The sequence below is a fragment of the Anoxybacillus tepidamans PS2 genome, from assembly GCF_000620165.1.
Lineage (GTDB): Bacteria > Bacillota > Bacilli > Bacillales > Anoxybacillaceae > Anoxybacteroides > Anoxybacteroides tepidamans_A.
This window is the reverse complement of the sequence record NZ_JHVN01000011.1, coordinates 89310-113968: the sequence shown is the minus strand read 5'-3', so window position 1 is coordinate 113968 and position 24659 is coordinate 89310. Positions and strand designations below refer to the sequence as shown.

General features: G+C 42.2%; 23 protein-coding genes and 1 pseudogene. 23 read left to right on the top strand and 1 reads right to left on the bottom strand.

Translation table 11 applies throughout. The features are described from left to right. Positions 1-219 precede the first annotated feature (219 nt). From N667_RS0110570 to cysC, 4 genes and pseudogenes are all read left to right on the top strand, one after another. A complete protein-coding gene (locus tag N667_RS0110570) occupies positions 220-936 on the top strand; it encodes a phosphoadenylyl-sulfate reductase (RefSeq protein ID WP_035098725.1) in 717 nt (238 codons plus the stop codon). Further along, a pseudogene (locus N667_RS18580) lies at positions 933-1364 on the top strand (inorganic phosphate transporter); the annotation flags it as partial. The gene N667_RS0110570 and the pseudogene N667_RS18580, both read left to right, overlap by 4 nt. Positions 1365-1418: 54 nt before the next feature. Then, positions 1419-2585 carry a sulfate adenylyltransferase gene (gene sat, locus N667_RS0110560; protein ID WP_027409543.1) on the top strand — a complete coding sequence of 389 codons (1167 nt, stop codon included), beginning with the start codon at positions 1419-1421 and terminating at the stop codon, positions 2583-2585. Further along, a complete protein-coding gene (cysC, locus tag N667_RS0110555; protein WP_027409542.1) occupies positions 2582-3175 on the top strand; it encodes an adenylyl-sulfate kinase in 594 nt (197 codons plus the stop codon). Before sat ends, cysC begins: the two co-directional genes overlap by 4 nt. Before the next feature lie 92 nt (positions 3176-3267). Here the strand turns inward: cysC and rnhC are convergent, their stop codons facing one another. Beyond that, on the bottom strand, positions 3268-4173 hold the full coding sequence (gene rnhC, locus N667_RS0110550; RefSeq protein ID WP_027409541.1) for a ribonuclease HIII: 906 nt from the start codon (positions 4171-4173) through the stop codon (positions 3268-3270). A 120-nt stretch (positions 4174-4293) separates the two neighbouring features. Between rnhC and zapA the strand changes: the two genes are divergently transcribed. The 19 genes from zapA (at position 4294) to N667_RS0110450 (ending at position 24652) form a co-directional block, all read left to right on the top strand. Further along, positions 4294-4557 carry a cell division protein ZapA gene (gene zapA, locus N667_RS0110545; protein WP_027409540.1) on the top strand — a complete coding sequence of 88 codons (264 nt, stop codon included), beginning with the start codon at positions 4294-4296 and terminating at the stop codon, positions 4555-4557. A 4-nt stretch (positions 4558-4561) separates the two neighbouring features. Further along, positions 4562-5101, top strand: a complete 540-nt coding sequence (locus N667_RS0110540; RefSeq protein ID WP_027409539.1) for a CvpA family protein — start codon at positions 4562-4564, stop codon at positions 5099-5101. A 99-nt stretch (positions 5102-5200) separates the two neighbouring features. Continuing rightward, positions 5201-6925, top strand: a complete 1725-nt coding sequence (gene polX, locus N667_RS0110535) for a DNA polymerase/3'-5' exonuclease PolX (protein WP_027409538.1) — start codon at positions 5201-5203, stop codon at positions 6923-6925. A gap of 17 nt (positions 6926-6942) precedes the next feature. After that, positions 6943-9297: an endonuclease MutS2 gene (locus N667_RS0110530; RefSeq protein WP_027409537.1), complete on the top strand. Its 2355-nt coding sequence runs from the start codon at positions 6943-6945 to the stop codon at positions 9295-9297. A 15-nt stretch (positions 9298-9312) separates the two neighbouring features. Continuing rightward, positions 9313-9720, top strand: a complete 408-nt coding sequence (locus N667_RS0110525) for a DUF350 domain-containing protein (protein WP_027409536.1) — start codon at positions 9313-9315, stop codon at positions 9718-9720. Between the two features lie 341 nt (positions 9721-10061). Further along, entirely contained in the window at positions 10062-11735 is a 1674-nt protein-coding gene (locus N667_RS0110515; RefSeq protein WP_027409535.1) for an AMP-binding protein, read from the top strand. Positions 11736-11846: 111 nt separating this feature from the next. After that, positions 11847-12431, top strand: a complete 585-nt coding sequence (locus N667_RS0110510; RefSeq protein WP_027409534.1) for a TetR/AcrR family transcriptional regulator — start codon at positions 11847-11849, stop codon at positions 12429-12431. Between the two features lie 33 nt (positions 12432-12464). Continuing rightward, positions 12465-13238, top strand: a complete 774-nt coding sequence (locus tag N667_RS0110505; protein WP_027409533.1) for an enoyl-CoA hydratase — start codon at positions 12465-12467, stop codon at positions 13236-13238. An 86-nt stretch (positions 13239-13324) separates the two neighbouring features. Next, entirely contained in the window at positions 13325-14098 is a 774-nt protein-coding gene (locus N667_RS0110500; protein WP_027409532.1) for an electron transfer flavoprotein subunit beta/FixA family protein, read from the top strand. Between the two features lie 60 nt (positions 14099-14158). Further along, positions 14159-15136, top strand: a complete 978-nt coding sequence (locus tag N667_RS0110495) for an electron transfer flavoprotein subunit alpha/FixB family protein (RefSeq protein ID WP_027409531.1) — start codon at positions 14159-14161, stop codon at positions 15134-15136. 160 nt (positions 15137-15296) lie between these two features. Beyond that, a complete protein-coding gene (gene trxA, locus N667_RS0110490; RefSeq protein ID WP_027409530.1) occupies positions 15297-15611 on the top strand; it encodes a thioredoxin in 315 nt (104 codons plus the stop codon). Positions 15612-15947: 336 nt separating this feature from the next. Continuing rightward, positions 15948-17135 (top strand): hypothetical protein, encoded by a 1188-nt coding sequence (locus N667_RS0110485; protein ID WP_027409529.1) that lies wholly within the window; start codon positions 15948-15950, stop codon positions 17133-17135. 114 nt (positions 17136-17249) lie between these two features. Further along, a complete protein-coding gene (locus tag N667_RS0110480; RefSeq protein WP_027409528.1) occupies positions 17250-18194 on the top strand; it encodes an NAD-dependent epimerase/dehydratase family protein in 945 nt (314 codons plus the stop codon). Next, a complete protein-coding gene (locus tag N667_RS0110475; protein ID WP_027409527.1) occupies positions 18184-19116 on the top strand; it encodes a lysylphosphatidylglycerol synthase transmembrane domain-containing protein in 933 nt (310 codons plus the stop codon). Before N667_RS0110480 ends, N667_RS0110475 begins: the two co-directional genes overlap by 11 nt. Continuing rightward, entirely contained in the window at positions 19113-20609 is a 1497-nt protein-coding gene (locus N667_RS0110470; protein WP_027409526.1) for an alkaline phosphatase family protein, read from the top strand. The genes N667_RS0110475 and N667_RS0110470 overlap by 4 nt, the downstream gene beginning before the upstream one ends. Next, complete coding sequence (locus N667_RS0110465; RefSeq protein WP_027409525.1) at positions 20569-21330, top strand: glycosyltransferase family 2 protein; 762 nt, start codon at positions 20569-20571, stop codon at positions 21328-21330. Before N667_RS0110470 ends, N667_RS0110465 begins: the two co-directional genes overlap by 41 nt. 112 nt (positions 21331-21442) lie before the next feature. Further along, on the top strand, positions 21443-22201 hold the full coding sequence (locus N667_RS0110460; protein WP_027409524.1) for a hypothetical protein: 759 nt from the start codon (positions 21443-21445) through the stop codon (positions 22199-22201). 23 nt (positions 22202-22224) lie between these two features. Continuing rightward, entirely contained in the window at positions 22225-23157 is a 933-nt protein-coding gene (locus tag N667_RS0110455) for an FTR1 family protein (protein WP_027409523.1), read from the top strand. Positions 23158-23209: 52 nt separating this feature from the next. Next, positions 23210-24652 carry a nucleoporin-interacting protein gene (locus tag N667_RS0110450; RefSeq protein WP_156936116.1) on the top strand — a complete coding sequence of 481 codons (1443 nt, stop codon included), beginning with the start codon at positions 23210-23212 and terminating at the stop codon, positions 24650-24652. Positions 24653-24659: the final 7 nt, after the last annotated feature.

Genomic DNA, 24659 nt, shown 5'->3' with positions numbered 1-24659 from the left:
TTCAAGGTCAAAAGAATTATATTCACCCATGCTAACCAATGTTACCCATTATTGATAAAGTTTAGATGGAGTTATAATTAGGCTTTCTTACGAAGAACATTTTTATCTTGCGTGAATATTTTGCCTATAGGTTTTGACCTAGTTTACGAGTCAGTAAAAACAAATTGGTAAATAGAACAGATGATAACGATTTGTAATAGAAAGGAGTTAACCAGAAAAATGCTGACATATGAGACATGGGACCGAAAATATGTAGAAAATGCAATAAAGCAAATGACTGATTATATGGATGTGATCAAATGGGCTTATCGTGAATATGGCGACAAAGTGGTATATGCCTGTAGTTTCGGGGCGGAAGGGGTCGTCTTGATCGATCTGATTTCCAAAGTTAACAAAACCGCCACTGTACTGTTTCTAGATACAGGGCTGCATTTTAAAGAAACTTACGATGTGATTGAAAAAATAAAGAAAAAGTATCCTAGCCTAAATATTGAAATGGTAAAGCCTCGGATTAGTCTTGAGGAGCAGGAGAAGTTTTATGGCAACGAATTATGGAAGGATAATCCAAATCTTTGCTGCCATCTTCGTAAGGTAGTTCCTCTTAAGGAAAGGCTAGCGGAAGCAAAAGCTTGGATTTCAGGGTTAAGGCGTGAGCAATCGGATGCTAGGAAACATATTGATTTTATTAATAGAGATGAAAAATTTCAACGAATAAAAATTTGTCCAATCATTTATTGGACATGGGAAGATGTTTGGAACTACATTAGACTAAATGATTTGCCTTACAATGAACTGCATGATTACAATTATCCGAGCATTGGTTGCGAAACGTGCACATTGCCTGTGAACGACTTAAACAATTTGCGGGCAGGGAGATGGGCCGGAAGCGAAAAAACGGAATGCGGTCTTCATAATCTGCACGAGGAAAAACAATGATGCTCACGACAATAGCTTTTATTATTTCCTTCTTTTTTGCAATGAACATTGGGGCGAGCGGTGCGGCTGCAGCAATGGGAGTGGCATATGAATCCGGTGCGATCAAAAGAAGATATGTTGCTCTTCCGCTATGCAGTATCGGTGTTTTCCTCGGCAGCCTCGGGGGAGGAGAAGTCGTGAAGACAATCGGTTCCGGGATTATCCCATCGTCCATTTTAACGATTCAAATCGTTATTATTATTTTGACAGCTGCCGCGATTCCTCTATTCGCCGCAAACATCATGGGCATTCCGTTATCGACGGGCGAAATCACTGTCGGCTCTGTTGTCGGCGTCGGAATTGCCTACAATGCTCTGTATGTTAATAAACTACTATTTATTGTTTTAGTATGGATTATTATTCTAATTATTGCGTTTACCGTTACTTTTTATAGATAAATGGCAATTTCTAATATGCTTCATATCCTCAGGAGGTTATCAACAATGAATTTAAGCACCCCACACGGCGGAACATTAGTAAACCGCTGGAATCCCGAATATCCACTTAGCTCTATAACGCAAGAAATTAAGTTGTCATACGCAGAGTTAAGCGATCTTGAGCTCATCGCTAATGGCGCTTACAGTCCACTTACGGGGTTTTTAGGACATGAGGATTACACATCTGTCGTTGAAACAATGCGCCTTGCTGATGGTACCGTCTGGAGCATTCCGATCACGCTTGCTGTTACAGAAGAAGAAGCGAATAACCTTTCTATTGGTGAAGCGGCAAAGCTCATTTATAACGATGAGGTATACGGCGTGATTGAAATCGATGACATTTATTACCCTGATAAACAAAAAGAAGCACTCTTTGTATATAAAACAAATGAAATCGCTCATCCGGGAGTTAAGAAGTTATATGAAAAGCCTAACGTTTACATCGGCGGACCAATTACGCTTATTAAACGTACTGATAAAGGCATCTTTGCCCCTTTCTACTTCGATCCAGTAGAAACGAGAAAGCATTTTACGGAACTTGGATGGAAAAGTGTTGTTGGTTTTCAGACGAGAAATCCTGTTCACCGAGCTCATGAATACATTCAAAAATGCGCGCTTGAAACTGTTGATGGTCTGTTTTTGCATCCATTAGTGGGAGAGACAAAATCAGATGATGTCCCGGCACATATTCGGATGGAAAGCTATCAAATATTACTTGAAAACTATTACCCAAAAGAGCGCATCTTCCTTGGGGCGTTTCAAGCTGCCATGCGCTACGCTGGGCCGCGCGAAGCCATTTTCCATGCGATAGTGCGCAAAAACTTTGGATGTACACATTTCATTGTTGGACGCGACCACGCAGGAGTTGGGAATTATTATGACACATATGAGGCGCAAGCCATTTTTCTAAACTTTACCCGGGAGGAACTCGGGATTATCCCATTATTTTTTGAGCATAGCTTCTATTGCACAAAATGTAGAGGAATGGCATCGACAAAAACATGTCCGCATGATCGTGAGTATCATATCGTGCTATCGGGAACAAAGGTAAGAGAAATGCTTCGGAATGGGGAATTGCCGCCAAAGGAGTTTAGCCGTCCTGAAGTCGCAAACATACTTATTGAAGGGATGCAAGATCATATTAGGAAAGTTGGGACGGAGGGAGCCCGGTGACTAATAATATTGTATGGCATCCATCAACGATTACAAAACAAGATAGACAGAAGTTGAATGGGCATAAAAGCTGCGTTCTTTGGTTTACAGGATTATCTGGATCAGGGAAGTCCACGTTAGCAAATGCCATTCAAGTTAAATTGCATCAGTTAGGTGTAAGAAGTTATATTTTAGATGGTGATAACATTCGATATGGGCTAAATAAAGGGTTGGGATTTAGTAAGGAGGACAGGGCCGAGAATATACGCCGCATCGGAGAAGTGGCTAAGCTTTTCGTAGATTGTGGGATTATTACATTAACGGCTCTTGTATCTCCTTTTCGCGAGGACCGTGAGCAAGTACGAAATCTTTTCCCAGAGGGGGAGTTTATCGAGGTTTATGTGAGATGTCCCCTTGATATTTGTGAGAAAAGAGATCCTAAAGGACTCTATCAGAAAGCGAGACGAGGAGCGATTTTGCAGTTCACAGGCATCGACTCTCCATACGAGGCCCCTTTGTTCCCAGAAATTGTCATTGAAACGGATAAATGCTCGATTGCTGAAGGGGGCGACACGGTTATAAGTTATCTCAAAGGGAAAGGCATTATTTAGGGAAAAGCGCATAGTATCGTGGCATACATTTGAATCATGACGGAAAAGTATTTGAGAGATTTGTTGCCGCACAACACGAATATGTTGTGCGGTTATTTGCTTGATAGCTGCATCGCTTTGTTTGTATTAGCAAAGTGAACTTTTGCATACTTGTTTAAAGCAGTGATTCCGCGTAACTGAATCAATGTGGCTGCAGCTTGATCGACTTGCATCCCTGCTCCCTTTGGAAGTTGTATGCCAGCTTCATTGCTCAATCGCTTCATCTCCTGCAAAAAGACGTAGCGGGCAATAATCGAGGCAGCCGCTACAGCTATGTGAATCGTTTCCGCCTTCGGATAACAGTATACATGTTTGCGAATCACATGTTCTTCATTTTCGAGATAGCGGAAATATAAATCTTTTTCAATAAATTGATCAATAATAATGGCTTCAGGTTCAGTTGGCAAGAGTTTTTCTGTCAAACTCCTAATTGCCTGGTTATGTAATAACGCTTTAATTTTTGTTTGCGGCATCCCGTTTTGCTGCCATTCGTTATACGTTTCATTTGCAAGAATCACTGTTTCGTATGCGAATCGATCCATTAATATGGGTGCAAGTCGGATAATTGTTTCATCGGTTAATTGTTTGGAATCTTTTACTCCCATTGATACAGCTTCTTTAATATGCTCTTTATCAACATAAGCAGCAGCGACAACAATTGGTCCAAAATAATCTCCAGTGCCGACTTCATCCGATCCGACGGCTGATACAGTAGCTAAAGTGGCTGCTGGGGATGTTGTTTTCTTTTTTTCCGTTTGGTTTTGCCATTTTGCTGCTTCTTCCTCTGCTGCTTTTCCTTGAAACAATACTTTTCCTGAACGGTAGGCGGTAATTGTACAACCTGAGAGTTTAGCAACGAATAAGGCACCAGCGGGAAGATGGCTTGTAACGTTTGCGGCGTAATACTTGCGCATCTGTTCAAGAAGCATTTCATCGGTAACAATGACATGATTGGCCAATAGAATCTCTCCCTTCTTTTTTGTTTTTTCTCGCCTTTCCTCTCTATCATCGTATCTTTTCATTATACCAGCATTCATGATATGATAAACAATAGGATTTTGGAGAATGGGGGAAATCATTTGACGGAGCAACGAAAAACTAAAATCACAGTCGACATATACGGACAACCATATTCGATTGTTGGCACGGAAAGCTCTAGCCATATTCGGTTAGTAGCGTCGATTGTTGATGATAAAATGCGGGAAATAAGTTCGAAAAACCCGACATTGGATATAACAAAACTAGCAGTATTAACAGCGGTGAACGCTGTTCATGAATATATTAAGCTAAAAGAGGACTATGATCGCCTCTTGCAACAAATGAAAAGAGAGAAGGATGAGTGATTGAATGATTGATGTAGCGTTGCTTTTCATCCTTTTGACAGGATTTATGATCGGATTAAAACGAGGTTTCATTTTACAGTTTATTCATATGACCGGCTTCATTATTGCCTTCGTTGTTGCTTATATCAATTATGAAAAATTTGCACCAACGCTTAAATTGTGGGTTCCGTATCCTTCTTTCGGTGATCCGGAGACAGTCAAAATGTTGTTTGAAAGCGCCCACCTCGACGAAGCATATTATCGGGCGATGGCGTTTGCGATTTTGTTTTTTGCTACTAAAATTGTGATGCAGATTATCGGCTCAATGCTTGATTTTGTTGCGCAGCTGCCGCTGTTAAAAAGCATCAACCGCTGGGCCGGTGGAGCCCTTGGTTTTGTAGAAGTGTATTTGCTTTTATTCTTGCTGCTTTATATTGGCGCATTGATTCCGATTCAAAGCTTACAGGCGCAATTGCAGCATTCGTTCATGGCAAGCATCATTGTCAAACATACTCCGTTTTTATCCGATATGCTGACACATATGTGGCTTCGTTACATGGCATAATGACTTCTCTATCCGGTATAGGGAAGTTTTTTGTCTTTTTTGCAAAAAACTTGTATCATTTTTTCATAGTCGATCGTACGTACAGGTGGTGCTTTTATAATGAAAAACAAAAAAGAGGTCATTCAATTATTAGAAACGATCGCTTTGTATATGGAGATTAAAGGAGAAAATCCTTTTAAGATCGCAGCATTTCGTAAAGCAGCTGCCGCGTTGGAAACGGATGAACGCAGTCTGAATGAAATAGAAGATTTCACCAAAATTTCTGGAATCGGAAAAGGGACATCCGCTGTTATTTCCGAGTTTATGGAAACGGGTAGTTCAACTTTGCTTTCGGAGTTGCAAAAAGAGGTGCCTTCTAGTCTTTTAGATCTTTTAAAAATACCGGGGCTGGGCGGCAAAAAAATTGCCAAATTGTATCAAGAGCTCGGAGTATGTGACATTAGCTCTTTAAAAGAAGCATGCTTGGCGCATCAAGTGCAGGCGCTATCTGGATTCGGAAAGAAGACGGAAGAGAAAATTTTGGCGGCGATTGAGGAGTTCGGTTCTCGCCCGGAACGTTTGCCGCTTTCTATTGTGTTGCCGATTGCTGAAGAAATCGAAAGGCAGCTGGAAGAAATCAAAGAAATTATTCGTTTTTCCCGTGCTGGCAGCTTGCGGCGCGTAAAAGAAACGGTGAAAGATTTAGATTTTATTATCTCAACGAGCGAGCCGCAGCGTGTGCGAGAACAGTTAGTTTCGTTAGCTAATGTTTCACATATCATCGCTAACGGGGACACAAAAGTCTCTGTTCAGCTGCGCTACGAATATGATATTGCGGTTGATTTTCGTTTAGTAACTGAGGAGCAGTTTGCGACGACTTTGCATCATTTTACTGGCTCTAAAGAGCACAATGTCCGCATGCGTCAGCTCGCGAAAGAAAGAGGAGAAAAAATTAGTGAATACGGTGTCGAAAATATCGAAACAGGCGAAATGATAACGTTTGCAGATGAAAAAGCATTCTTCGCCCATTTTCAGCTGCCGTTCATCCCGCCAGAGCTGCGCGAAGATGGCAGTGAAGTGGATAAGTATAACGAAGAGAACCGTCTGATCCAGCTTTCTGATATTCAAGGCGATTTGCATATGCACTCTGCTTGGAGCGATGGAGCGTGTTCCATCGAGGAATTAGCGGAAGCATGCCGGAAAAAAGGATACCGTTATATAGCGATTACCGATCATTCGCAGTTTTTAAAAGTGGCTAACGGTTTAACGGTGGAGCGTCTTAAAAGGCAGAGGGAGGAAATCGAGCGCTTAAACGCGAAGTACAGCGATTTTACCATTTTGGCTGGCATTGAAATGGATATTTTGCCTGATGGAACGCTTGATTATGATGATGAAGTGCTGAAAGAGTTAGATTTTGTCATTGCCGCTATTCATACCGGATTTTCCCAAGATCGGAACACAATTATGAAGCGCTTGAGAGCGGCACTTGAAAACGTTCATGTCGATTTGATCGCTCATCCGACAGGACGCCTCATCGGACGGCGTCAAGGGTATGATGTTGATGTCGATCTATTGATTGAATTAGCGCGCGCTACGAATACGGCGCTTGAGTTAAACGCCAATCCGCATCGCCTTGACTTAACATACACCTATTTAAAGAAAGCGCAAGAGGCGGGTGTGAAAATTGCTATTAATACAGATGCTCATCATTTAGATATGTTAAACGATATGGAAATTGGCGTGGCGACGGCCCGAAAAGGCTGGATTCGCCGCGATTCGGTCATTAACACATGGACGCTAGATGAACTGCGCCGTTTTTTGCGGCGCCACGATGAAACATGCTAACAAGAGAGGTGGCATCCGTGCATACAAGAGTTTTGAAAGTGTTGGAATTTGATAAAGTGAAACTGCAATTAATCGAACACGTTTCTTCTTCATTGGGAAGAGAAAAGGTGGAAAAACTTTTCCCTTCTGCTGATTGGGAGCAGGTGGTTAAATGGCAAGAAGAAACAGATGAAGCCCTGTTGGCGTTGCGCCTGCGCGGACATGCTCCGCTTGGCGGGATTTTTGATATTCGTCCAAGTTTGAAACGGGCTAAAATCGGCGGTACGCTCAGCCCGCATGAGCTGCTTGATGTGGCGAGCACGATATATGCAAGCCGGCAAATGAAAGCGTTCATTGAGTCGCTGAGCGATGAGAAAACAACAATGGTATATTTGCCGCAATATGTGCAGCAAATAACAGCATTTCCTGAGTTAGAGCAGGCAATTAAACATTGCATTGATGATTCGGGGGAAGTGCACGATCACGCAAGCGACCGGCTGCGCTCGATTCGTCAGCAGCTGCGGAATACCGAAGCGAGAGTGCGTGAAAAATTAGAGAGTATTATTCGATCGTCTTCCGCTCAAAAAATGTTGTCTGATGCGATTATTACGATCCGCAACGATCGGTATGTCGTGCCGGTCAAGCAAGAATACCGTCATGCTTACGGCGGCATCGTGCACGATCAATCATCCTCTGGAGCGACTTTGTTCATCGAGCCGCAAGTGGTTGTTGATTTGAACAATCAACTACAAGAAGCACGTGTGAAAGAAAAACAGGAAATTGAACGGATTTTAACCGAGCTGACTGCGAAAGTGGCGGAACATAGTGATGCGCTGCTTATAAATGTTGATGTACTAGCCGAGCTTGATTTTATCTTTACGAAAGCAAAATACGCGCAAAAAATAAAAGCGACGAAGCCTAAGACGAACAATCAAGGGTATATTCGTTTGTTGAAGGCGCGCCATCCGCTTATTGACCCGAACGTTGTCGTTCCAAACGATATTGAACTGGGCAAAGACTACACAACGATTGTGATTACCGGTCCAAACACGGGCGGAAAGACGGTGACGTTGAAAACGATCGGTTTGCTAACGTTGATGGCGCAAGCGGGTCTCTTTATTCCGGCGCTCGACGGCTCGGAGTTAGCCGTCTTTCGCTCGGTGTATGCTGATATCGGCGACGAACAATCCATCGAGCAAAGTTTGAGTACATTTTCATCGCATATGGTGAACATCGTTGACATTTTGCGCAATGTCGACCATGACAGCCTCGTTCTTTTTGACGAATTAGGGGCGGGAACGGATCCGCAGGAAGGGGCAGCGCTGGCCATTGCTATTTTAGATGAAGTATATGAGCGCGGAGCACGCGTTGTAGCGACTACGCATTATCCAGAGTTAAAAGCATACGGCTATAACCGTTCTGGCGTCATTAATGCAAGTGTCGAATTCGACATTGATACGTTAAGCCCGACATATAAGTTACTCATCGGAGTTCCGGGGCGAAGCAATGCCTTCGAAATATCGAAGCGGCTCGGCCTAGATGAGCGGATTATTCAAAAGGCGAAAGGACAAATTAGCACAGAAAGCAACAAAGTAGAAAACATGATTGCTTCGCTTGAACAAAGTAAAAAGCAAGCCGAGGAAGAGCTGGCTAAAGCGGAAGCAACGCGCAAAGAGGCGGAACAGCTTCGCGATGAATGGGAGAAAAAATGGGAAGAGCTAAATGAAAAACGCGACGAGCTCATCGAGGAGGCAAAGCGCAGGGCGGCAGATATTATTAAAATATCGCAGCGGGAAGCAGACGAAGTCATCCGTGAACTCCGCCAAATGCAAAAAGAAAAATTAGCGGAGATTAAAGAGCATGAGTTAATTGCGGCAAGAAAGCGGCTCGAAGAAGCAACCCCAACCATCAGCAAGAAAAAAGCGGCGAAATCGAAGCGGACGCATCATGAATTCCGCCCTGGCGATGAAGTAAAAGCAGTTCATCTGAACCAGAAAGGCTATTTGATTGAAAAAGTATCCGATGACGAATGGCAAGTACAGCTCGGCATCTTAAAAATGAAAATTAAAGAAAAAGACCTCGAATATATTGGCAGCGCCAAAGTGACAGAGACAAAACCGCTCGCAACCGTTAAAGGAAAAGAATATCACGTCGGATTGGAACTTGATTTGCGCGGCGAGCGCTACGAAGATGCCCTTGTCCGTGTTGAGAAATATATTGATGATGCGCTGTTGGCTGGCTATCCACGTGTATCGATCATTCACGGAAAAGGAACAGGAGCGCTCCGCAAAGGTGTGCAAGAGTTTTTGAAAAAGCACCGTTCTGTAAAAAACATTCGATTTGGTGAAGCGACTGAGGGCGGAACGGGTGTGACGATTGTCGAATTAAAATAATAAGGGGCGAAGGCGATGAACTCCTTTTGGGAAAATGAAACGGTGAAAATTGCGGCCAATTTCAGTGTAGCGGTTTTATGTATGGTTGTGTTTTTAGCCGTATTTGAGCTCGTTACCAAATATAGAAATTGGGAAGAGATTCAAAAAGGCAACGTAGCAGTGGCGATGGCTACAGGCGGCAAAATTTTTGGTATCGCCAACATTTTTCGTTATGCTATCAGCCACCATGAATCTCTCCTCTCGGTGATAGGTTGGGGAGTATATGGGTTTATTTTGCTGCTTGTCGCGTATTTCATTTATGAATTTTTAACTCCAAAGTTTAATATTGACGAGGAAATTGCGCAAGACAATCGGGCAGTGGGTCTCATTTCGATGGTGATTTCAGTTGGATTGTCATTTGTCATCGGAGAAAGCATTCGATAGAACGGGGAGTTTAAAAAGATGGAAACATTAGCAAAAGTGTTGTTTGTGTTATGTGGAGTGTTTCTCGCGATCGGTATCGTATACTTGCTGTTTTTTGCCTAAAAGCGTCCTACATGATGTGGGCGCTTGTTTTTTTATCATAACGATGAATGGGAGCGCTACTGTTTTGCTCTCCAACACCCGAATGGCTGAGAATAAAGGAGAACGGAAAAACGTCGTTATTTGCTATCATGACGATTTAGGAAAAATTTGTTTCTTCCCTATTTTTCTGATGTAATTTTTGAAGAAATGTAATAAAATAAGAATGAATGTTCAGAATTATCAAAAACGGAGGGGATATGATGGAAAAACGGTGGCTTGCCCATTACCCGCCGCAGATCCCGCACCACCTCGATTATCCGCCGAAGCTTTTATCAGATTATTTGAAAGAGACGGCAGAAGAGTTTGGACAAAAAGTGGCGATTGATTTTTTAGGAAAACGGTTAACGTTTGCAGATGTTTATACACAAGCGCTGAAAATGGCCAACTGCCTCATTGAACTTGGTTTGCAGAAAGGCGATCGTGTCTCCATTATGTTGCCAAACTGTCCGCAAGCCGTCATTAGCTACTATGGTGTATTGCTTGCTGGCGGAATTGTCGTACAAACGAATCCCCTTTACATGGAAAGAGAACTCGAGTATCAATTGAATGATAGTGGAGCAAGCATCATCATTACATTAGATATGTTCTACTCAAAAGTGATGAAGGTAAAGGCGACGACCCCACTCAAACATATCATTGTCACGAGCATCCAAGATTATTTGCCATTTTTGAAGAAACTATTATATCCGCTTGTTCAGAAAAAGCACAATCAACCGTTAGTTCGCATCGAACAGCAAAACGGTCAGCATCTATGGAAAAATATTATCGCTTCCGCAAAATCGGATGAAGTAAAAGCGAAAGTGGATCCGATTGAGGATGTTGCTTTGTTGCAGTACACCGGTGGAACAACAGGCTTTCCGAAGGCGGCAATGCTGACTCATCACAATTTGATTGCCAACACGTTGATGTGCGCCCATTGGATGTATCGCTGCAAGAAAGGAGAGGAAGCGATTTTAGGAGTATTGCCATTTTTCCACGTGTATGGCATGACAACCATTATGAACTTATCGGTTATGCAAGCATATAAAATGATTCTTTTACCTAAATTCGATATTGAGGCGGTATTAAAGACAATAGAACGGAAAAAACCGACGCTATTTCCTGGAGCACCGACGATGTATATTGCTTTGCTCAATCATCCTAATCTATCAAAATACGATTTGTCATCGATTAAAGCATGTATTAGCGGTTCCGCTCCGCTGCCGGTGGAGGTGCAAGAAAAGTTTGAAACGCTGACTGGCGGAAAACTGATTGAAGGATATGGATTGACCGAAGCGTCCCCCGTCACTCATGCTAATTTTCTATGGGACGGGGAGCGGTTAAGAGGAAGCATCGGCGTCCCGTGGCCGGATACGGAAGCAAAAATTATCTCATTAGAAACGGGCGAAGAAGCAGCTATTAATGAAATTGGCGAACTTGTTGTCCGTGGGCCGCAAGTGATGAAAGGGTATTGGAATCAGCCGTTCGAAACGGAAAGCGTACTGCGTGATGGATGGTTATATACAGGCGATATGGCCTATATGGACGAGAAAGGGTATTTCTTCATTGTTGATCGAAAGAAAGATATGATTATTGCAAGCGGCTATAATATCTATCCGCGCGAAGTGGAAGAAGTGCTATATGAGCATCCGAAAGTACAGGAAGCAGTGATCATCGGTGTTCCTGATGAATATCGCGGCGAAACGGTAAAGGCTTTTGTTGTGTTGAAAGACGGTGTGCAATGCACCGAAGAGGAATTGGATCAGTTTATGAGAAGCCGGTTGGCAGCGTATAAAGTACCGCGCATTTATGAATTTCGGAAAGAGCTTCCGAAAACGGCTGTCGGAAAAATTTTACGCCGCGTATTAGTAGAGGAGGAGAATAAAAAAATGTAAAATAGATGGCGAATATTTGGATGATTTTTTATCTTGACAAACAAAGCAGATAATTTTTAAAATTTAAATATGAATGATTATTCATTCATATTCAAAGAAGGGGAATGCATGTTGAAACGAAATAAACCAAAATTTATGCAAATCATCGAGGCTGCTGTGCTTGTTATTGCTGAAAACGGCTATCATCAAGCGCAAGTTTCTAAAATTGCAAAACAAGCGGGTGTAGCAGACGGAACGATCTATCTTTATTTTAAAAATAAAGAAGATATTCTCGTTTCACTTTTCCAAGAGAAAATGGGCTCTTTTATTGAGAAAATCCAAAAAGAGATAGAAGGAATTTCAAGCCCTTCGGAGAAATTATACGTGTTAATAAAAAAACATTTTCAACTGTTATCGGTCGACCGCCATCTAGCGATCGTGACCCAACTCGAATTGCGCCAGTCGAACAAAGAGCTTCGCTTGCGAATTAACGAAGTATTAAAAGGATATTTGCGACTTGTTGAACAGATCTTAATGGAAGGAATTGAGAGCGGAGAGTTCCGCAAAGATTTAGATGTTCGCTTGGCGAGACAAATGATTTTTGGAACGATTGACGAAACGGTCACAACGTGGGTCATGAATGAACAAAAATATGACTTGGAGGCTTTGGCCAAACCCGTTCATGAACTGCTAACACGAGGCTGTTCAGCCTCTTAATATTTTTATATAAAAATAAGGGGAGAGGGAAAAATGGAATTTTTCAAAGTAAGCGCGGAGGAACTTGTCGCGACAGTTACGTTTTCGCGTCCTCCGGCTAATGCGTTGTCATCCGCAGTTTTGAAAGAGTTTTCAACATTGCTTGACGAATTAGAAAACGATGACAACGTCCGCGTCATTCTTCTTCATGGAGAAGGAAAATTTTTCTCGGCTGGTGCCGATATTAAGGAATTTACGACGATTGGCGAAAAAGAGCAAGCGACACAATTAGCTCTTCTCGGCCAACAGGTGATGGAAAAAATTGAACAGTTTCCGAAACCGGTCATTGCTGCAATTCATGGGGCGGCTCTCGGTGGAGGATTGGAGCTAGCGATGGGATGCCATATTCGCATCGTCGCTGAAAACGCAAAGCTTGGACTACCGGAGTTGCAGCTTGGACTCATTCCGGGATTTGCTGGAACACAGCGCCTAACACGTTACGTTGGTTTCAGCAAAGCGGCGGAAATGATGTGGACAAGTGAACCGATCACAGGTGTCGAAGCGGTTCAATGGGGGCTAGCGAATAAAGCAGTACCGGAAGAACAGCTATTTGAAGAGGCGTTGACATTGGCGCGCAAAATCGCACAAAAGAGCCCTATTTCTGTTCGAGCAACGGTTGAACTGCTTAACGCAGCTAAGTCGAAGCCGTTTCATGAAGCTGTCCAATACGAAGCGGAGTTATTTGGCCAAGTGTTTGTATCCGAAGATGGAAGAGAAGGGGTACAAGCGTTTATTGAAAAGCGCCCTGCGCAATTCCGTGGAAAGTAAGCGGTTGCATTTCATTTTTATTTATTTAAAATTTACGGAATTTTTGAAAGTGAACAAATGTTTGATAAACACAGGGAGGGTTTCCGATGAATATTTTCGTCTTGATGAAGCGTACGTTTGATACAGAAGAGAAGATTGTCATTCAAAATGGTAAAGTGAACGAGGAAGGCGCTGAGTTTATTATCAATCCATACGATGAATATGCGATTGAGGAAGCGATCCAAGTCCGCGATAAGCTCGGCGGTGAAATTACTGTCGTTACAGTAGGCAACGAAGATGCTGAAAAGGAATTGCGCACAGCGTTAGCGATGGGATGCGATAAAGCGGTGCTAATTAATATCGAAGATGATGTTGAAGAAAGCGATCAGTACACAACAGCTAAAATTATTGCCGAATATTTAAAAGACAAAAATGCAGATTTGATTTTAGCAGGAAACGTAGCGATTGACGGCGGATCGGGTCAAGTCGGTCCTCGCGTTGCGGAAATGCTTGGCATTTCGTATGTGACAACGATTACGAAACTTGACATTGATGGCGGAAAAGCGACTATCGTTCGCGATGTCGAAGGAGATGAAGAAGTCATTGAAGTATCGCTTCCATTGCTAGTAACGGCGCAACAAGGACTAAACGAACCGCGCTATCCTTCGCTGCCTGGAATTATGAAAGCGAAGAAGAAACCGCTCGATGAACTCGAATTAGACGACTTGGATTTAGAAGAAGAGGATGTTGCTGCAAAAACAAAAACGGTGGAAATTTTCTTGCCGCCGAAAAAAGAAGCAGGAAAAATCCTTCAAGGGGATATCGCTGATCAAGTGAAAGAACTCGTCACATTGTTACGCACAGAGGCAAAAGTGATTTAATCGTAGCCGGAACATAGCCAAAAAATTGCGTTTATTTTCATATATACGGGGGGACGGAACATGACACGAAAAGTAATTTCATTAGCAGAAGTTCGTGACGGATCATTGAGAAACGTATCATTTGAAGCAATTGCAGCGGCAAAGACAATCGCGCAGGGCGGGGAAGTTGTTGCCGTGTTGGTTGGAGAAAACGTCCAAACTTATGGCAATGAATTGATCGCATATGGCGCGGATCGCGTTGTTGTAGTGGAGAGCGACAAGTTGAAAACATATACGCCAGATGGATACGGTCAGGCGTTAATGGCAGTCATTGATGCGGAAAAACCGGAAGGAATCGTGTTTGGACACACAGCGTTAGGAAAAGATTTATCGCCGAAGTTGGCAACAAAATTGAATGCGGGCCTTGTTTCCGATGTGGTGGCAATTGAAGAGAAAGATGGCGAATTGTTGTTCACGCGTCCAATTTATTCTGGTAAAGCGTTTGAGAAAAAAGTCGTGACAGACGGCATCGTGTTTGTAACGGTTCGTCCGAACAACATTCCGGCTCTTGCCCGTGACGATGCTCGTTCTGGCAACGTTGAAAGCCTTTCTGTCGATATTAAAGATTTGCGCACGATTGTAAAAGAAATTGTCCGCAAGACAGCGGAAGGCGTTGACTTGTCAGAAGCGAAAGTCATTGTTGCTGGCGGACGCGGAGTGAAAAGCGCAGAAGGATTTAAGCCGCTCCAAGAATTGGCTGATGTATTAGGCGGCGCAGTGGGCGCTTCGCGTGGTGCGTGCGATGCCGGATATTGCGATTATTCGCTGCAAATCGGGCAAACAGGAAAAGTAGTTACTCCAGATTTGTATATTGCTTGCGGCATTTCCGGAGCGATTCAACATTTAGCCGGCATGTCCAACTCAAAAGTGATTGTTGCTATTAATAAAGATCCAGAAGCAAATATTTTCAAGATAGCAGATTATGGCATCGTCGGCGACTTGTTCGAAGTTGTGCCGCTATTAACAGAGGAATTTAAAAAATTAAAAGTTCATTCATAAAAAACGCAAAAACGAGCAAAGCCCATGTGTCTTTGCTCGTTTTTTGTTATAATAAAATATTGAGTAAAAGCAAATATTAGTGCTGAAGCAAAAAATTAGCACCTTTCTTGATAAAATGATATACTTTGCTTACAACAGCAATTCATAGGAGGAATGAAGAATGGCAATTGTTAATGCAACTGATCAAACGTTTGTAACAGAAACAAGCACAGGGGTTACATTAGTTGATTTTTGGGCTCCTTGGTGCGGACCTTGCCGCATGATCGCTCCAGTGCTAGAAGAAGTAGACCAAGAGATGGGCGATAAAGTGAAAATTGTCAAAGTAAACGTTGATGAGAACCAAGAAACGGCTTCTAAATATGGTGTGATGAGCATCCCGACTTTACTCGTATTCAAAGACGGCAATGTCGTTGATAAAACTGTCGGTTTCCAACCGAAAGAGGCACTTGTTCAATTGTTGCAACAACATGTATAATCATAAATTTTTGAAAGAGATTCAGCATTGTCTGACTCTCTTTTTTGTTATAGCTTAAGAACGAAATGATAAGGTGTATTAGTGCTGACAAATCTGTTCTAGATTTTTTACATAACCACTGAGAAGTCTTCCACCTCTAAACTGTAGGTGGGAGAGGTTGTGTGGTTGGTTGAGCGGACATACTAATGGACCAAAAGAGCCTGCAAATAAATACTGCAGGCTCTTTTAGTTTATAAAAAAGCTTATTGACATTGATAATTATTCTCTATTATAATCTTTTTGTGTTAATGAAAATCATTATCAAATAAATAGGTATGGTTTAACGGGGGGTACATCATGTTGGTAAAATGGAAGTTTCTAGCTGTGTTTGCTGCTGTTGCATTGATGATGGGAGCATGTTCAACGAACCAGGAAACAGCGGCGCCGAAAACAGAAGAAAAAGAGGAATCAGCTGCTAAACAAAAAGAAGAAAAAGCAGAGGAAAGCGAGAAGGAAGAAGTAAATTATAAAGATGCGTTTCAGCAGGCACTTACTGAACTAGAAAAAGCAAAACAAGGACAGAAAGTTGACTTCGATAAGGTAATGGATCTGTACAAAGAAAATTTACAAGCACTTGTACAAAAACGAGATGCTGAGTTCCAAGAAACGCTTGACCAACATATTACAACTGCTCTTGCAGCAGGGAAAGACGGCTCGCTTAAGCCAATGGTTGTAAAGCAAATTTTTGATAAACTGATGCAAAAAGTATTTTATGTAACTATTAAACACGAGTTTGCAGAAATAGAAGAACATTGGGGCAATAAAGAAGAAGTAAAAGAAGAAATTGAAGAAGCAAAAGAGTTTTATGAAATCTTACAACCGACTGTAGAAAAGCGCGATGCCGCTTATGGAACGAAGCTCGTCGATGCAATGAACGGAGCGTTTGCCCAAATTGAAGATGCTGCTGCAAAAAATAATTCGCTTGAGTTTGCTCTAGCAAAGCAAGTCGTTGATAAAACGTTGATGAAAACATTCTATTTGGCAACGGGAGCGCTTCCGCATGGCTATGCAACAAAAGCGGCGGCAGAGGCGAAAGAAAATGCGGAAGAAGCAAAAGTGGAACAAGCAGAAGGTTGGGCATTTTATCAATCGCTTTATCCGTATATGAAGAAACATGCAGCAGAAGAAGCTGATTATATCTTAAAACAGTTTGATCTACAAACAGATGTAAAAACGTTAGATGCGACAGCTATCAATAAAGCATTTATCCGCGGACTGACAAAGGTAGCGCTTCATGAATACGAAGAAAGCGAAGAAAGCTGGGGACAAGATAAATCAGCTGTTACAGCGCTTGAAGGCGCATTGTTTATCGATATGATCGGCAGCGATTTAAAAACGTTGTTAGGCGATCAGGCACTCACAACATTAAATAGCCAAGCGCAAAAATATTTAGAAGCAGCTAAAGCAAAAAACAAAGAAGAAGGGGAGAAGCTGCTTCAGCAAATTACAGCAACGCTTAAAACCGTTGTTGAAAAAGCAAAATAAAGTAAGCAAAAAACCTTGTGACCGAACAAGGTTTTTTGCTTTTGAAAATGCTGTGCTTTTCTGTTCTTTATTATGGTACGATGAGTAAGAAGTAAATTAGTTGGGGTGAAATCGTTGAATATTTTAGTTACGGGCGGCGCCGGTTTTATCGGCAGTCATCTTGTATCTAAGCTGCTTTCTGCCGGACATCGCGTCATTGTGATTGATAATTTTCATCCATATTATGCAAAAGAACGGAAACGGAAGCAATTCTCCGTGCTGACTGACGGCTATGATATCTGCATACATGAAATAGATTTGCTTGATTCTCGAAAAGTAAATGAGGTTTTCCAACTCTATCAATTTGATTGTGTATACCATTTAGCCGCTTTGCCTGGTGTTCCGAATTCACTATTGCAGCCGCTTGATTATGTCGATTACGATATTAAAGCGACAATTAACGTCTTAAAGGCAGCGGGAGATGGAGGGGTGAAACATGTTTTGTTTGCCTCTTCTTCGTCTGTATATGGCAATCAAGGGCATGTGCCATTGCGGGAAGAGATGGCGATCGGGAATGTTGCGTCACCGTATGCCGCGGCGAAATATGGTGCCGAATCGTTTTGTTACGCTTACGCCAATATATTTGGGTATCAGTTAACTATTTTTCGCTATTTTACTGTTTATGGTCCGTGGGGGCGCCCTGATATGGCGGTTAGCCAATTTATTCATCGCCTGTTGCGCGGAGAAGAAATTGTTGTATACGGGACGAAAACGGCCCGGGATTACACGTTTGTAAGCGATATTGTCGACGGCATGATAGCAGCGTTGCATCGAAGCGGAAGCAATGATGTATTTAATCTCGGATCGGGAAATCCGATTACAATGGAGAAACTGCTTGCGCTTTTACAAATGCATTTTCCTGCGATGAAGATAAAGTATGCCCCGGAACGGATTGGCGACGTCAAAGCGACATGGGCCGATATTACAAAGGCGCAGCAAGCATTCGGCTACAAACCAGCCGTCACATTTGCGGAAGGGTTGGCAAGAACGATTGAATGGGCCAAAAAGTATGACGCGTAAACATGTAGCGCTCGCAATGCGTATTGTCGGATTGGGGCTGGTTATTTCCTTTCTTTTTCTAACGTACCGCTATTTTGACGCTGCCGCATTGGCTCAGCATGTTCATACCTTGAAGAACCATATTCATATATTGCTGTTTATGTTTGCTGTATACGGCGCTTCATTTTGGCTGAGGGCATTGGCGTGGAGAGCGTATGTTGGAAAGCCCATTCCTCTTTCTGTTTATATGAAGGGATTATTTTTAAGTTTGTTTATCAATCATATATCACCAATAAAAATCGGGGATGTTTCACGCATCGCTGTTTTGGCGAGGCAAAGCGGCATCTCTCTTGACGAATCGGCTCACTCGGTTGCAGTTATACGGCTATTGGATATGCTTGTGTTGTTTGTTTTTTCCGCGTGCGGCATGTATGCATACTTTCATCAATTTTCCGTTAACCGTCTTGCATGGGCTGGAATCATAGGAGGGATAGGGCTTCTTATTTTTCTAGCGCGCAAATCGAATACGCGATGGATGGACAAACACTGGAAAATGATTAGAAAGGCTTTGGTGGGAAAACGCGGTGTTTATATTGGGAGTATGATCGGCATCAGTTGGTTATGTGAAGCTGTTGTTGTCTATGAGATTGCGCATTTGATAGGAGTAAGGTTATCGGTGCCTCAGTCGATATGGGTGAATAGTGTAACGGTGTCCGGACAATTGTTTCAAATGGCGCCGGGGGGTTTAGCAACGTACGAAACGGTCATGGCATTTGCGATTACAAGGATGATTCCAAATTGGCACGATGCCTATGCGATAGCAGTTATGACGCACGCATTTAAGTTTCTTTTTTCCTATGTTGCTGGCGTTGCTATGTTTTTTGTATCGGCAAAGGAGATGAAACAGCTGCGTTCATTGTGGAGAGGAAGTGTGAGAAAGTGAAAAAAGCATCGAAATTTGAAAAAATCGCGGCGCGATGTTGGAATTTATTAAATGAAGGGAAGCCGTTTACCCCGATTTTTGTCATTGGCACAATGCTTCTCTATCATTTTAATGGGATCGTAGAGTTTACGGAACTCAAACAGCTCGCTCTTAGCTTCATATTGGTGTTGCCACTGTTTGTCATTTATTATGTGTATGATTATCCGCTATTTTTGCGCAATTATTTATGGATTCCTTACATCGTTTTTTTGATCATTTGGAAGTTTGTTAATGTAAAACTGCTTTTGTTGGCGGTCGGATTATATTTTTTCTTTACCGTCTTTTTTTGGGGGACGCTTTATTACCATTTAAGAATCGGTACAACCTGGTGGAACTTTACCCGGTTTTGGAAGCTCGTGTTGAAAAATAGCGATTCGACGAGTGGAAATGCGCAGGAGCAGTTGCCGAAATTTTTGCTTTTATTGTCTCTATGGGAGTACAACTATGTGCAAATGCAGCACGGGTGGACGTCTTTGGCCCTTGGACAGATGTTTGGGTATTATATTTTTGTTCTTGCATTTTCGTGGATTTTGCACAGATATTTGTTTGACTGGAAACCGGATATTATTTCGACGTACACGAACAATATAAGTGTACCTGAGCGGCCTTTAAATGAAAAAGTAATTGTCATCGTGATCGACGGCATGCGTAAAGATCGTTTTGAGCAAGCAAATGCACCATTTTTAAAGTCGCTGCGCGAGCGGGGAACGGAATTTACTCAGATGGAAACGGTGTATCCGGCACGTACGGTCGTTTGTTTTACTTCCATGTTTACTGGAACGTATTCGTTTGAGCATGGCATTCACTCTAACATGGTATGGAAGCTTGGTATTAAGGTCGAAAGCATTTTTGATTCGTTGCGGAAGATTGGAAAAAAAGGGCGTTTATTGGGCATTGCACACCTTGTTGATTCGTTTGGCGATGATGTAGAAACAGTAACTGCTGTGATGCATAACGATGTGGCAGATAAAAATATTATTGAACGTGCCAAGCTTATAATGGAGGAACAAGATCCGGATTTGTTCATTGTTCAGCTCATTGCGACAGATCAAACAGGGCATAGCCGAGGTGTATTGTACGATGAATATATCGAAAAGATCGAGGAGGCGGACTCTTTAATTCGAGAGTATGTGGAATGGCTCGAGCAAAAAGGAAAGTTGCAAAACGCCACGCTCATCATTTGTGCTGATCATGGACAAGCGGATGGAATCGGAGGACATGGCCATCTCGATGAAGGAGAACGATACGTGCCATTTTTTATGTACGGGCCGAGTATCGAACAAGGAAAGCGAATTGACAGAAAACATAGCCTTGTATCGCTAGCTCCGACGATCGCATATTTATTAGGCGCTCCATATCCAAGCCACAGCCGCGGTCCCGTCTTAATTGAGGCCATAAGAAAGAAGGGAAACGATGAGAAAGCAAAAAGTGATCGTATTTTTACCGGCACATAACGAAGAAGAAGCAATTGGCGAAGTAATTAAAAAGATACCCCGTCATTTCCACCCGCTTGTGGAAGTAAACGTATTAGTAATCGATGATGGATCAACAGATCATACCGTAGGAGTAGCGAAGAAAGCGGGAGCTGATTATATATACCAGATGGAACAAAATAGAGGGCTGGGCGCAGCTGTGCGACAAGGGCTACAGCAATGCCTTGCTCTTGGAGCGGATATCGGTGTGATGATTGATGCCGATAATGAATATCCTGCTGAACAAATTCCTGATTTGCTTGCTCCAATTTTTAAAGGAGAAGCGGATTATACAATGGGGTCTAGGTTTCTTGGCAAAATCAAGGGGATGAGGTGGCACCGCCGTCTCGGCAATTATTTTTTTACATGTTTGCAATCGCTGCTGTTGCGGACGTGGATTTATGACGGACAGTCAGGAATGCGGGCCTTTTCGCGGCAAGCGATGGAACATGCGGAGATTATTCACGATTATAACTACGCTCAAGTATTGACACTTAATTTAATACGGAAAGGATTTCGGATGAAAGAAGTGCCGATCCGCTACAAAGTAAGAACAACAGGTCAGTCGTTTATAAAATTTCGCGCCTATATGACGTCAGTATTTCCTGCTATATGGAAAGAGATGAAACGGCCAGTGAAAAAAGTCGATATTGATTTTACAGCTCATGTACTTCCAAATATAGATGAAAAAAAGTGTTCATGAAATAATAAGACATCATGAGGATAGAAGAAACCTTCTATCCTTTTTTAGAATGCATATATTGACATAAAAGATGATAATCATTATCATTGAATGTGTAGGAGGAGATCGGATTATGAAGTCATTCCGTTTATTTTTTTGTTTATTATTGATATTCATTCTCACTTATCCACCAATGACGGCTTTTGCTTACTCCTATGGTGACCCTAATGAAGAAAAAGTTGCAGAAGTGTATAAGCAAATGGCGGAAAAATTAAATCAACAGCCGCCAGACTTTGCAGAAGCAAAAACGATTTTTGAAACCGTGAAAGAAGAACTCGATATGCATATGGGAACAGAACCATCCCAAACGGTGCTAGCTGATATTGACGCAAAAAATAAAGAGGCAGTGCTGCGAGATATGAAAAAGATTCTCGTTCTAAACATTGCGCGCCGTCTTGAAAATATCGAAAAAAACTTTAAACAATACGAAACAAGCAAGCGTCTATTAGCGAAAGCATTTGCTACATACGAAGCGCTCTCTCCTTCTGTTCAAGCGAACGATGCAGCGCTCGATAAACAATTGAGGACAGAGTTTGACAATGCTTTGCAATCATTAGGAAATCCAGGGCTGTTTGGCGTCGGCAAAAAGCAATCGGATATTGAGAAGTTTAAGAAAAGCAAAGAGTTCATTTTAACATCGTTGCAAAAACAATTTGGGTTAAAGAGCTTGAAAGTTGGCCATTTTTCAGAAAGCGCAACAGAAAAATCAGATGCAGCCGAAAAAAAAGAATGGACGGATCTATCGAAATTAAAAAACTGGATTCCGCTTGCTGTTTTAGTTGTTGTCATTGCTGGTGTGGTCATTTATTCGGTGCGTCGGAAGCGAAATTAATCGTGTAGAAAGGAGAGCTTGCGATGGAGGTTCAAGCGCTGTTAATCACGTTCCGCGAAGTGTTGGAAGCTCTGCTTATTGTTGGAATTATTACATCGTATTTAAAAAGAGTTAATCATACTAAATATACGAAATATGTATGGCTTGGTGCTGGATTAGCGGTATTGGCAAGCGTGGGAGTTGCTCTTTTGTTTCAAGTTGTTTTTACAGGCTTTGCCGCGATGGGAAGCGAGATGTATTTAAAAATCTCGATTATGTTTATTTCGGCGATTTTGTTAACCCAAATGGTGTTTTGGATGGCAGAGCATAGCCGAGATATGAAGAAAAATATGGAAGGGAAAATGGATCGTTTTATCACGACAGGCAATGTCGTCGGGATGGTTATACATTCATTTTTAGTTGTGCTCCGCGAAGGAGTTGAGACCGTGTTTTTCTTTGCGGCCATTACCGGCGGAAACATTGGAGCTGCGATGCAAGGCTGGGGGGCGATTACTGGTGTTGTGATTGCAGCGCTAGTCAGCTATATATTTTTTAAAGGAACAATGCGTGTGCCGCTCAAGACTTTCTTTAAAGTGACGGGGGCTTTCATTATCCTAATAGCGGCAGGGCTTTTAGTGCAAGGAATTTCCATGTTACAAGATCTAAATATTATTGGAAGCGTAATGCCGCACGTATATGATTTGACGTGGCTTTTGCCGGAGCATCCGATTGATTATGACCACTATCTTCGCGATCACGGTGTCGCTCCTTTATTACCAGGAGATGTCGGTGTCTTTCTAAAAGCATTGTTTGGTTATTCGGCAATGCCATCTCTTGAAGAAGTCATTGCATATATTGGATATTTTGTTGTGATTTATTTACTTATTAGCAGCCGTCACTCAAAAAATGCCAAAAAGTCGAAGCAAGAAGATATGAACGTTCAAGCGCTTGAACCGAAGACGAAGCATGTAATTTAGAAAGTACAAGGCAAAATAGTCTTGTACTTTTTCGTTTGTGCAGGTGAACAATATGAAAAAATATTTTCTGAGAAATCATCGATATATGTCATATTTTAGTTTTATAGCGCTTTTCTTGTTGTTTTGTGCAGAGATCATGTACGCCAGCCCATATGCTGCATCATGGGATCAAGTAGATTTTGCCCTTGCTTTAGAGCGCTATGATTTATTGGCAATGCAGCCGCATTTTCCGGGTTATCCTTATTTTATCTTGGGCGGAATGCTTGTTCATGCGTTTATAGCAAATCCTGCTAGAGCGCTGTCTATTTTAAATATAGTGCTATTATGCTCAGCATCGGTCCCCATATTTTTACTAGCTAAAAAATATGGCGCTAAAGAGGCGGCATGGCCTATCACTGTTCTAGTGCAATCGACAAGCTATGTTACTTTGATAGGAAGCCAGCCGATGTCGGAAGGAGCGGCGCTTGCTGTTTTATGGTGGTATATGTGGGCGGTTGAGCGGGCGTACGCTCGAGTCACATGGTCTGCCCATCTGCTTGCCCTGTTTTTTTTCGGACTTCTTTTAGGTATTCGTCTTTCATATGCTCCATTTGCCGTCGCCCTGATTTTTTTATGGTGGGCAGATTGGAAGATGCATCAAAGAGTTCGGCGCTTATTTTTTCTGGCTGCTGCTGCGCTTTTGTTCCAGCTTATTTGGGTTATCGCTGTCGCTTTGACAGAAGGCGGCCTACATAGTTTTTTAAAATTAGCTTTGTCGTTTACTAATGGGCATTTTCAAGAATGGGGCGGAACGGTGTCTAATGATCACGAAGCGTTTTGGCAGCGGGCAAGCCGCTTTTTGTTTTATAATTTAATTTGGGCAGGCGTCTCTAGTCGAACGGCCATGTTGCTTGTTTTTTATCTGTTCGCATTTATCGCAGCTATTTGCTTACAGCGTCGATTTTCGTTTCCGCGGTGGTTTTTAGTATCGGTTGCTTCTTATTTTGTTTGGGCGCTATTTGCGCAAAATATTGAAAAGCCGCGGCATATTATTCCGCTTATTCATTTCGGCCTTTTTTATATATGGCTTCGTTTCTTTTATAAAAGTTTTCCGTATCAGCGACTGTTAGCGCTAATTGTTATCATTACACAAATGATGGTAGGCACGTTAAATATCCGCGAGCAAGCCTTGCGTTTGCCAGCCTCTTATCAATTAGCATATGATATGGAGAAGAAAGAGGAATCATTTGTTCTATATACGTGGGAGGAAGCGAGAGTTCTCGAATATCTTCATGCTGATTTTCCGTATGAACAAGCATTGCATTTTTCATTTTTTTTACAGCATAAAGCGAACTATAAGCATGTTAAAATTTATTTGACAGATCATGTCGTCAAAGGATTCGAGATGCAGGGGATTCCGCTTGCCGGTCATTTACGAAAAGTAAAAACATATCGATCGAGCACTTTAGCGGATCCAGTGTATGGAAATATTACTTTGTATGAGTGGATAGATTGAATAATGG

What these genes read in the sequence shown, in the direction of transcription:
- N667_RS0110570 (WP_035098725.1), top strand. Translation starts at nt 220, where the DNA reads ATGCTGACATATGAGACATGGGACCGAAAATATGTAGAAAATGCAATA.
- trxA (WP_027409530.1), top strand. Translation starts at nt 15,297, where the DNA reads ATGGCAATTGTTAATGCAACTGATCAAACGTTTGTAACAGAAACAAGC.
- N667_RS0110540 (WP_027409539.1), top strand. Translation starts at nt 4,562, where the DNA reads ATGATTGATGTAGCGTTGCTTTTCATCCTTTTGACAGGATTTATGATC.
- N667_RS0110450 (WP_156936116.1), top strand. Translation starts at nt 23,210, where the DNA reads ATGAAAAAATATTTTCTGAGAAATCATCGATATATGTCATATTTTAGT.
- N667_RS0110485 (WP_027409529.1), top strand. Translation starts at nt 15,948, where the DNA reads ATGTTGGTAAAATGGAAGTTTCTAGCTGTGTTTGCTGCTGTTGCATTG.
- polX (WP_027409538.1), top strand. Translation starts at nt 5,201, where the DNA reads ATGAAAAACAAAAAAGAGGTCATTCAATTATTAGAAACGATCGCTTTG.
- N667_RS0110475 (WP_027409527.1), top strand. Translation starts at nt 18,184, where the DNA reads ATGACGCGTAAACATGTAGCGCTCGCAATGCGTATTGTCGGATTGGGG.
- N667_RS0110515 (WP_027409535.1), top strand. Translation starts at nt 10,062, where the DNA reads ATGGAAAAACGGTGGCTTGCCCATTACCCGCCGCAGATCCCGCACCAC.
- N667_RS0110465 (WP_027409525.1), top strand. Translation starts at nt 20,569, where the DNA reads ATGAGAAAGCAAAAAGTGATCGTATTTTTACCGGCACATAACGAAGAA.
- N667_RS0110505 (WP_027409533.1), top strand. Translation starts at nt 12,465, where the DNA reads ATGGAATTTTTCAAAGTAAGCGCGGAGGAACTTGTCGCGACAGTTACG.
- N667_RS0110495 (WP_027409531.1), top strand. Translation starts at nt 14,159, where the DNA reads ATGACACGAAAAGTAATTTCATTAGCAGAAGTTCGTGACGGATCATTG.
- N667_RS0110460 (WP_027409524.1), top strand. Translation starts at nt 21,443, where the DNA reads ATGAAGTCATTCCGTTTATTTTTTTGTTTATTATTGATATTCATTCTC.
- N667_RS0110500 (WP_027409532.1), top strand. Translation starts at nt 13,325, where the DNA reads ATGAATATTTTCGTCTTGATGAAGCGTACGTTTGATACAGAAGAGAAG.
- N667_RS0110455 (WP_027409523.1), top strand. Translation starts at nt 22,225, where the DNA reads ATGGAGGTTCAAGCGCTGTTAATCACGTTCCGCGAAGTGTTGGAAGCT.
- N667_RS0110525 (WP_027409536.1), top strand. Translation starts at nt 9,313, where the DNA reads ATGAACTCCTTTTGGGAAAATGAAACGGTGAAAATTGCGGCCAATTTC.
- sat (WP_027409543.1), top strand. Translation starts at nt 1,419, where the DNA reads ATGAATTTAAGCACCCCACACGGCGGAACATTAGTAAACCGCTGGAAT.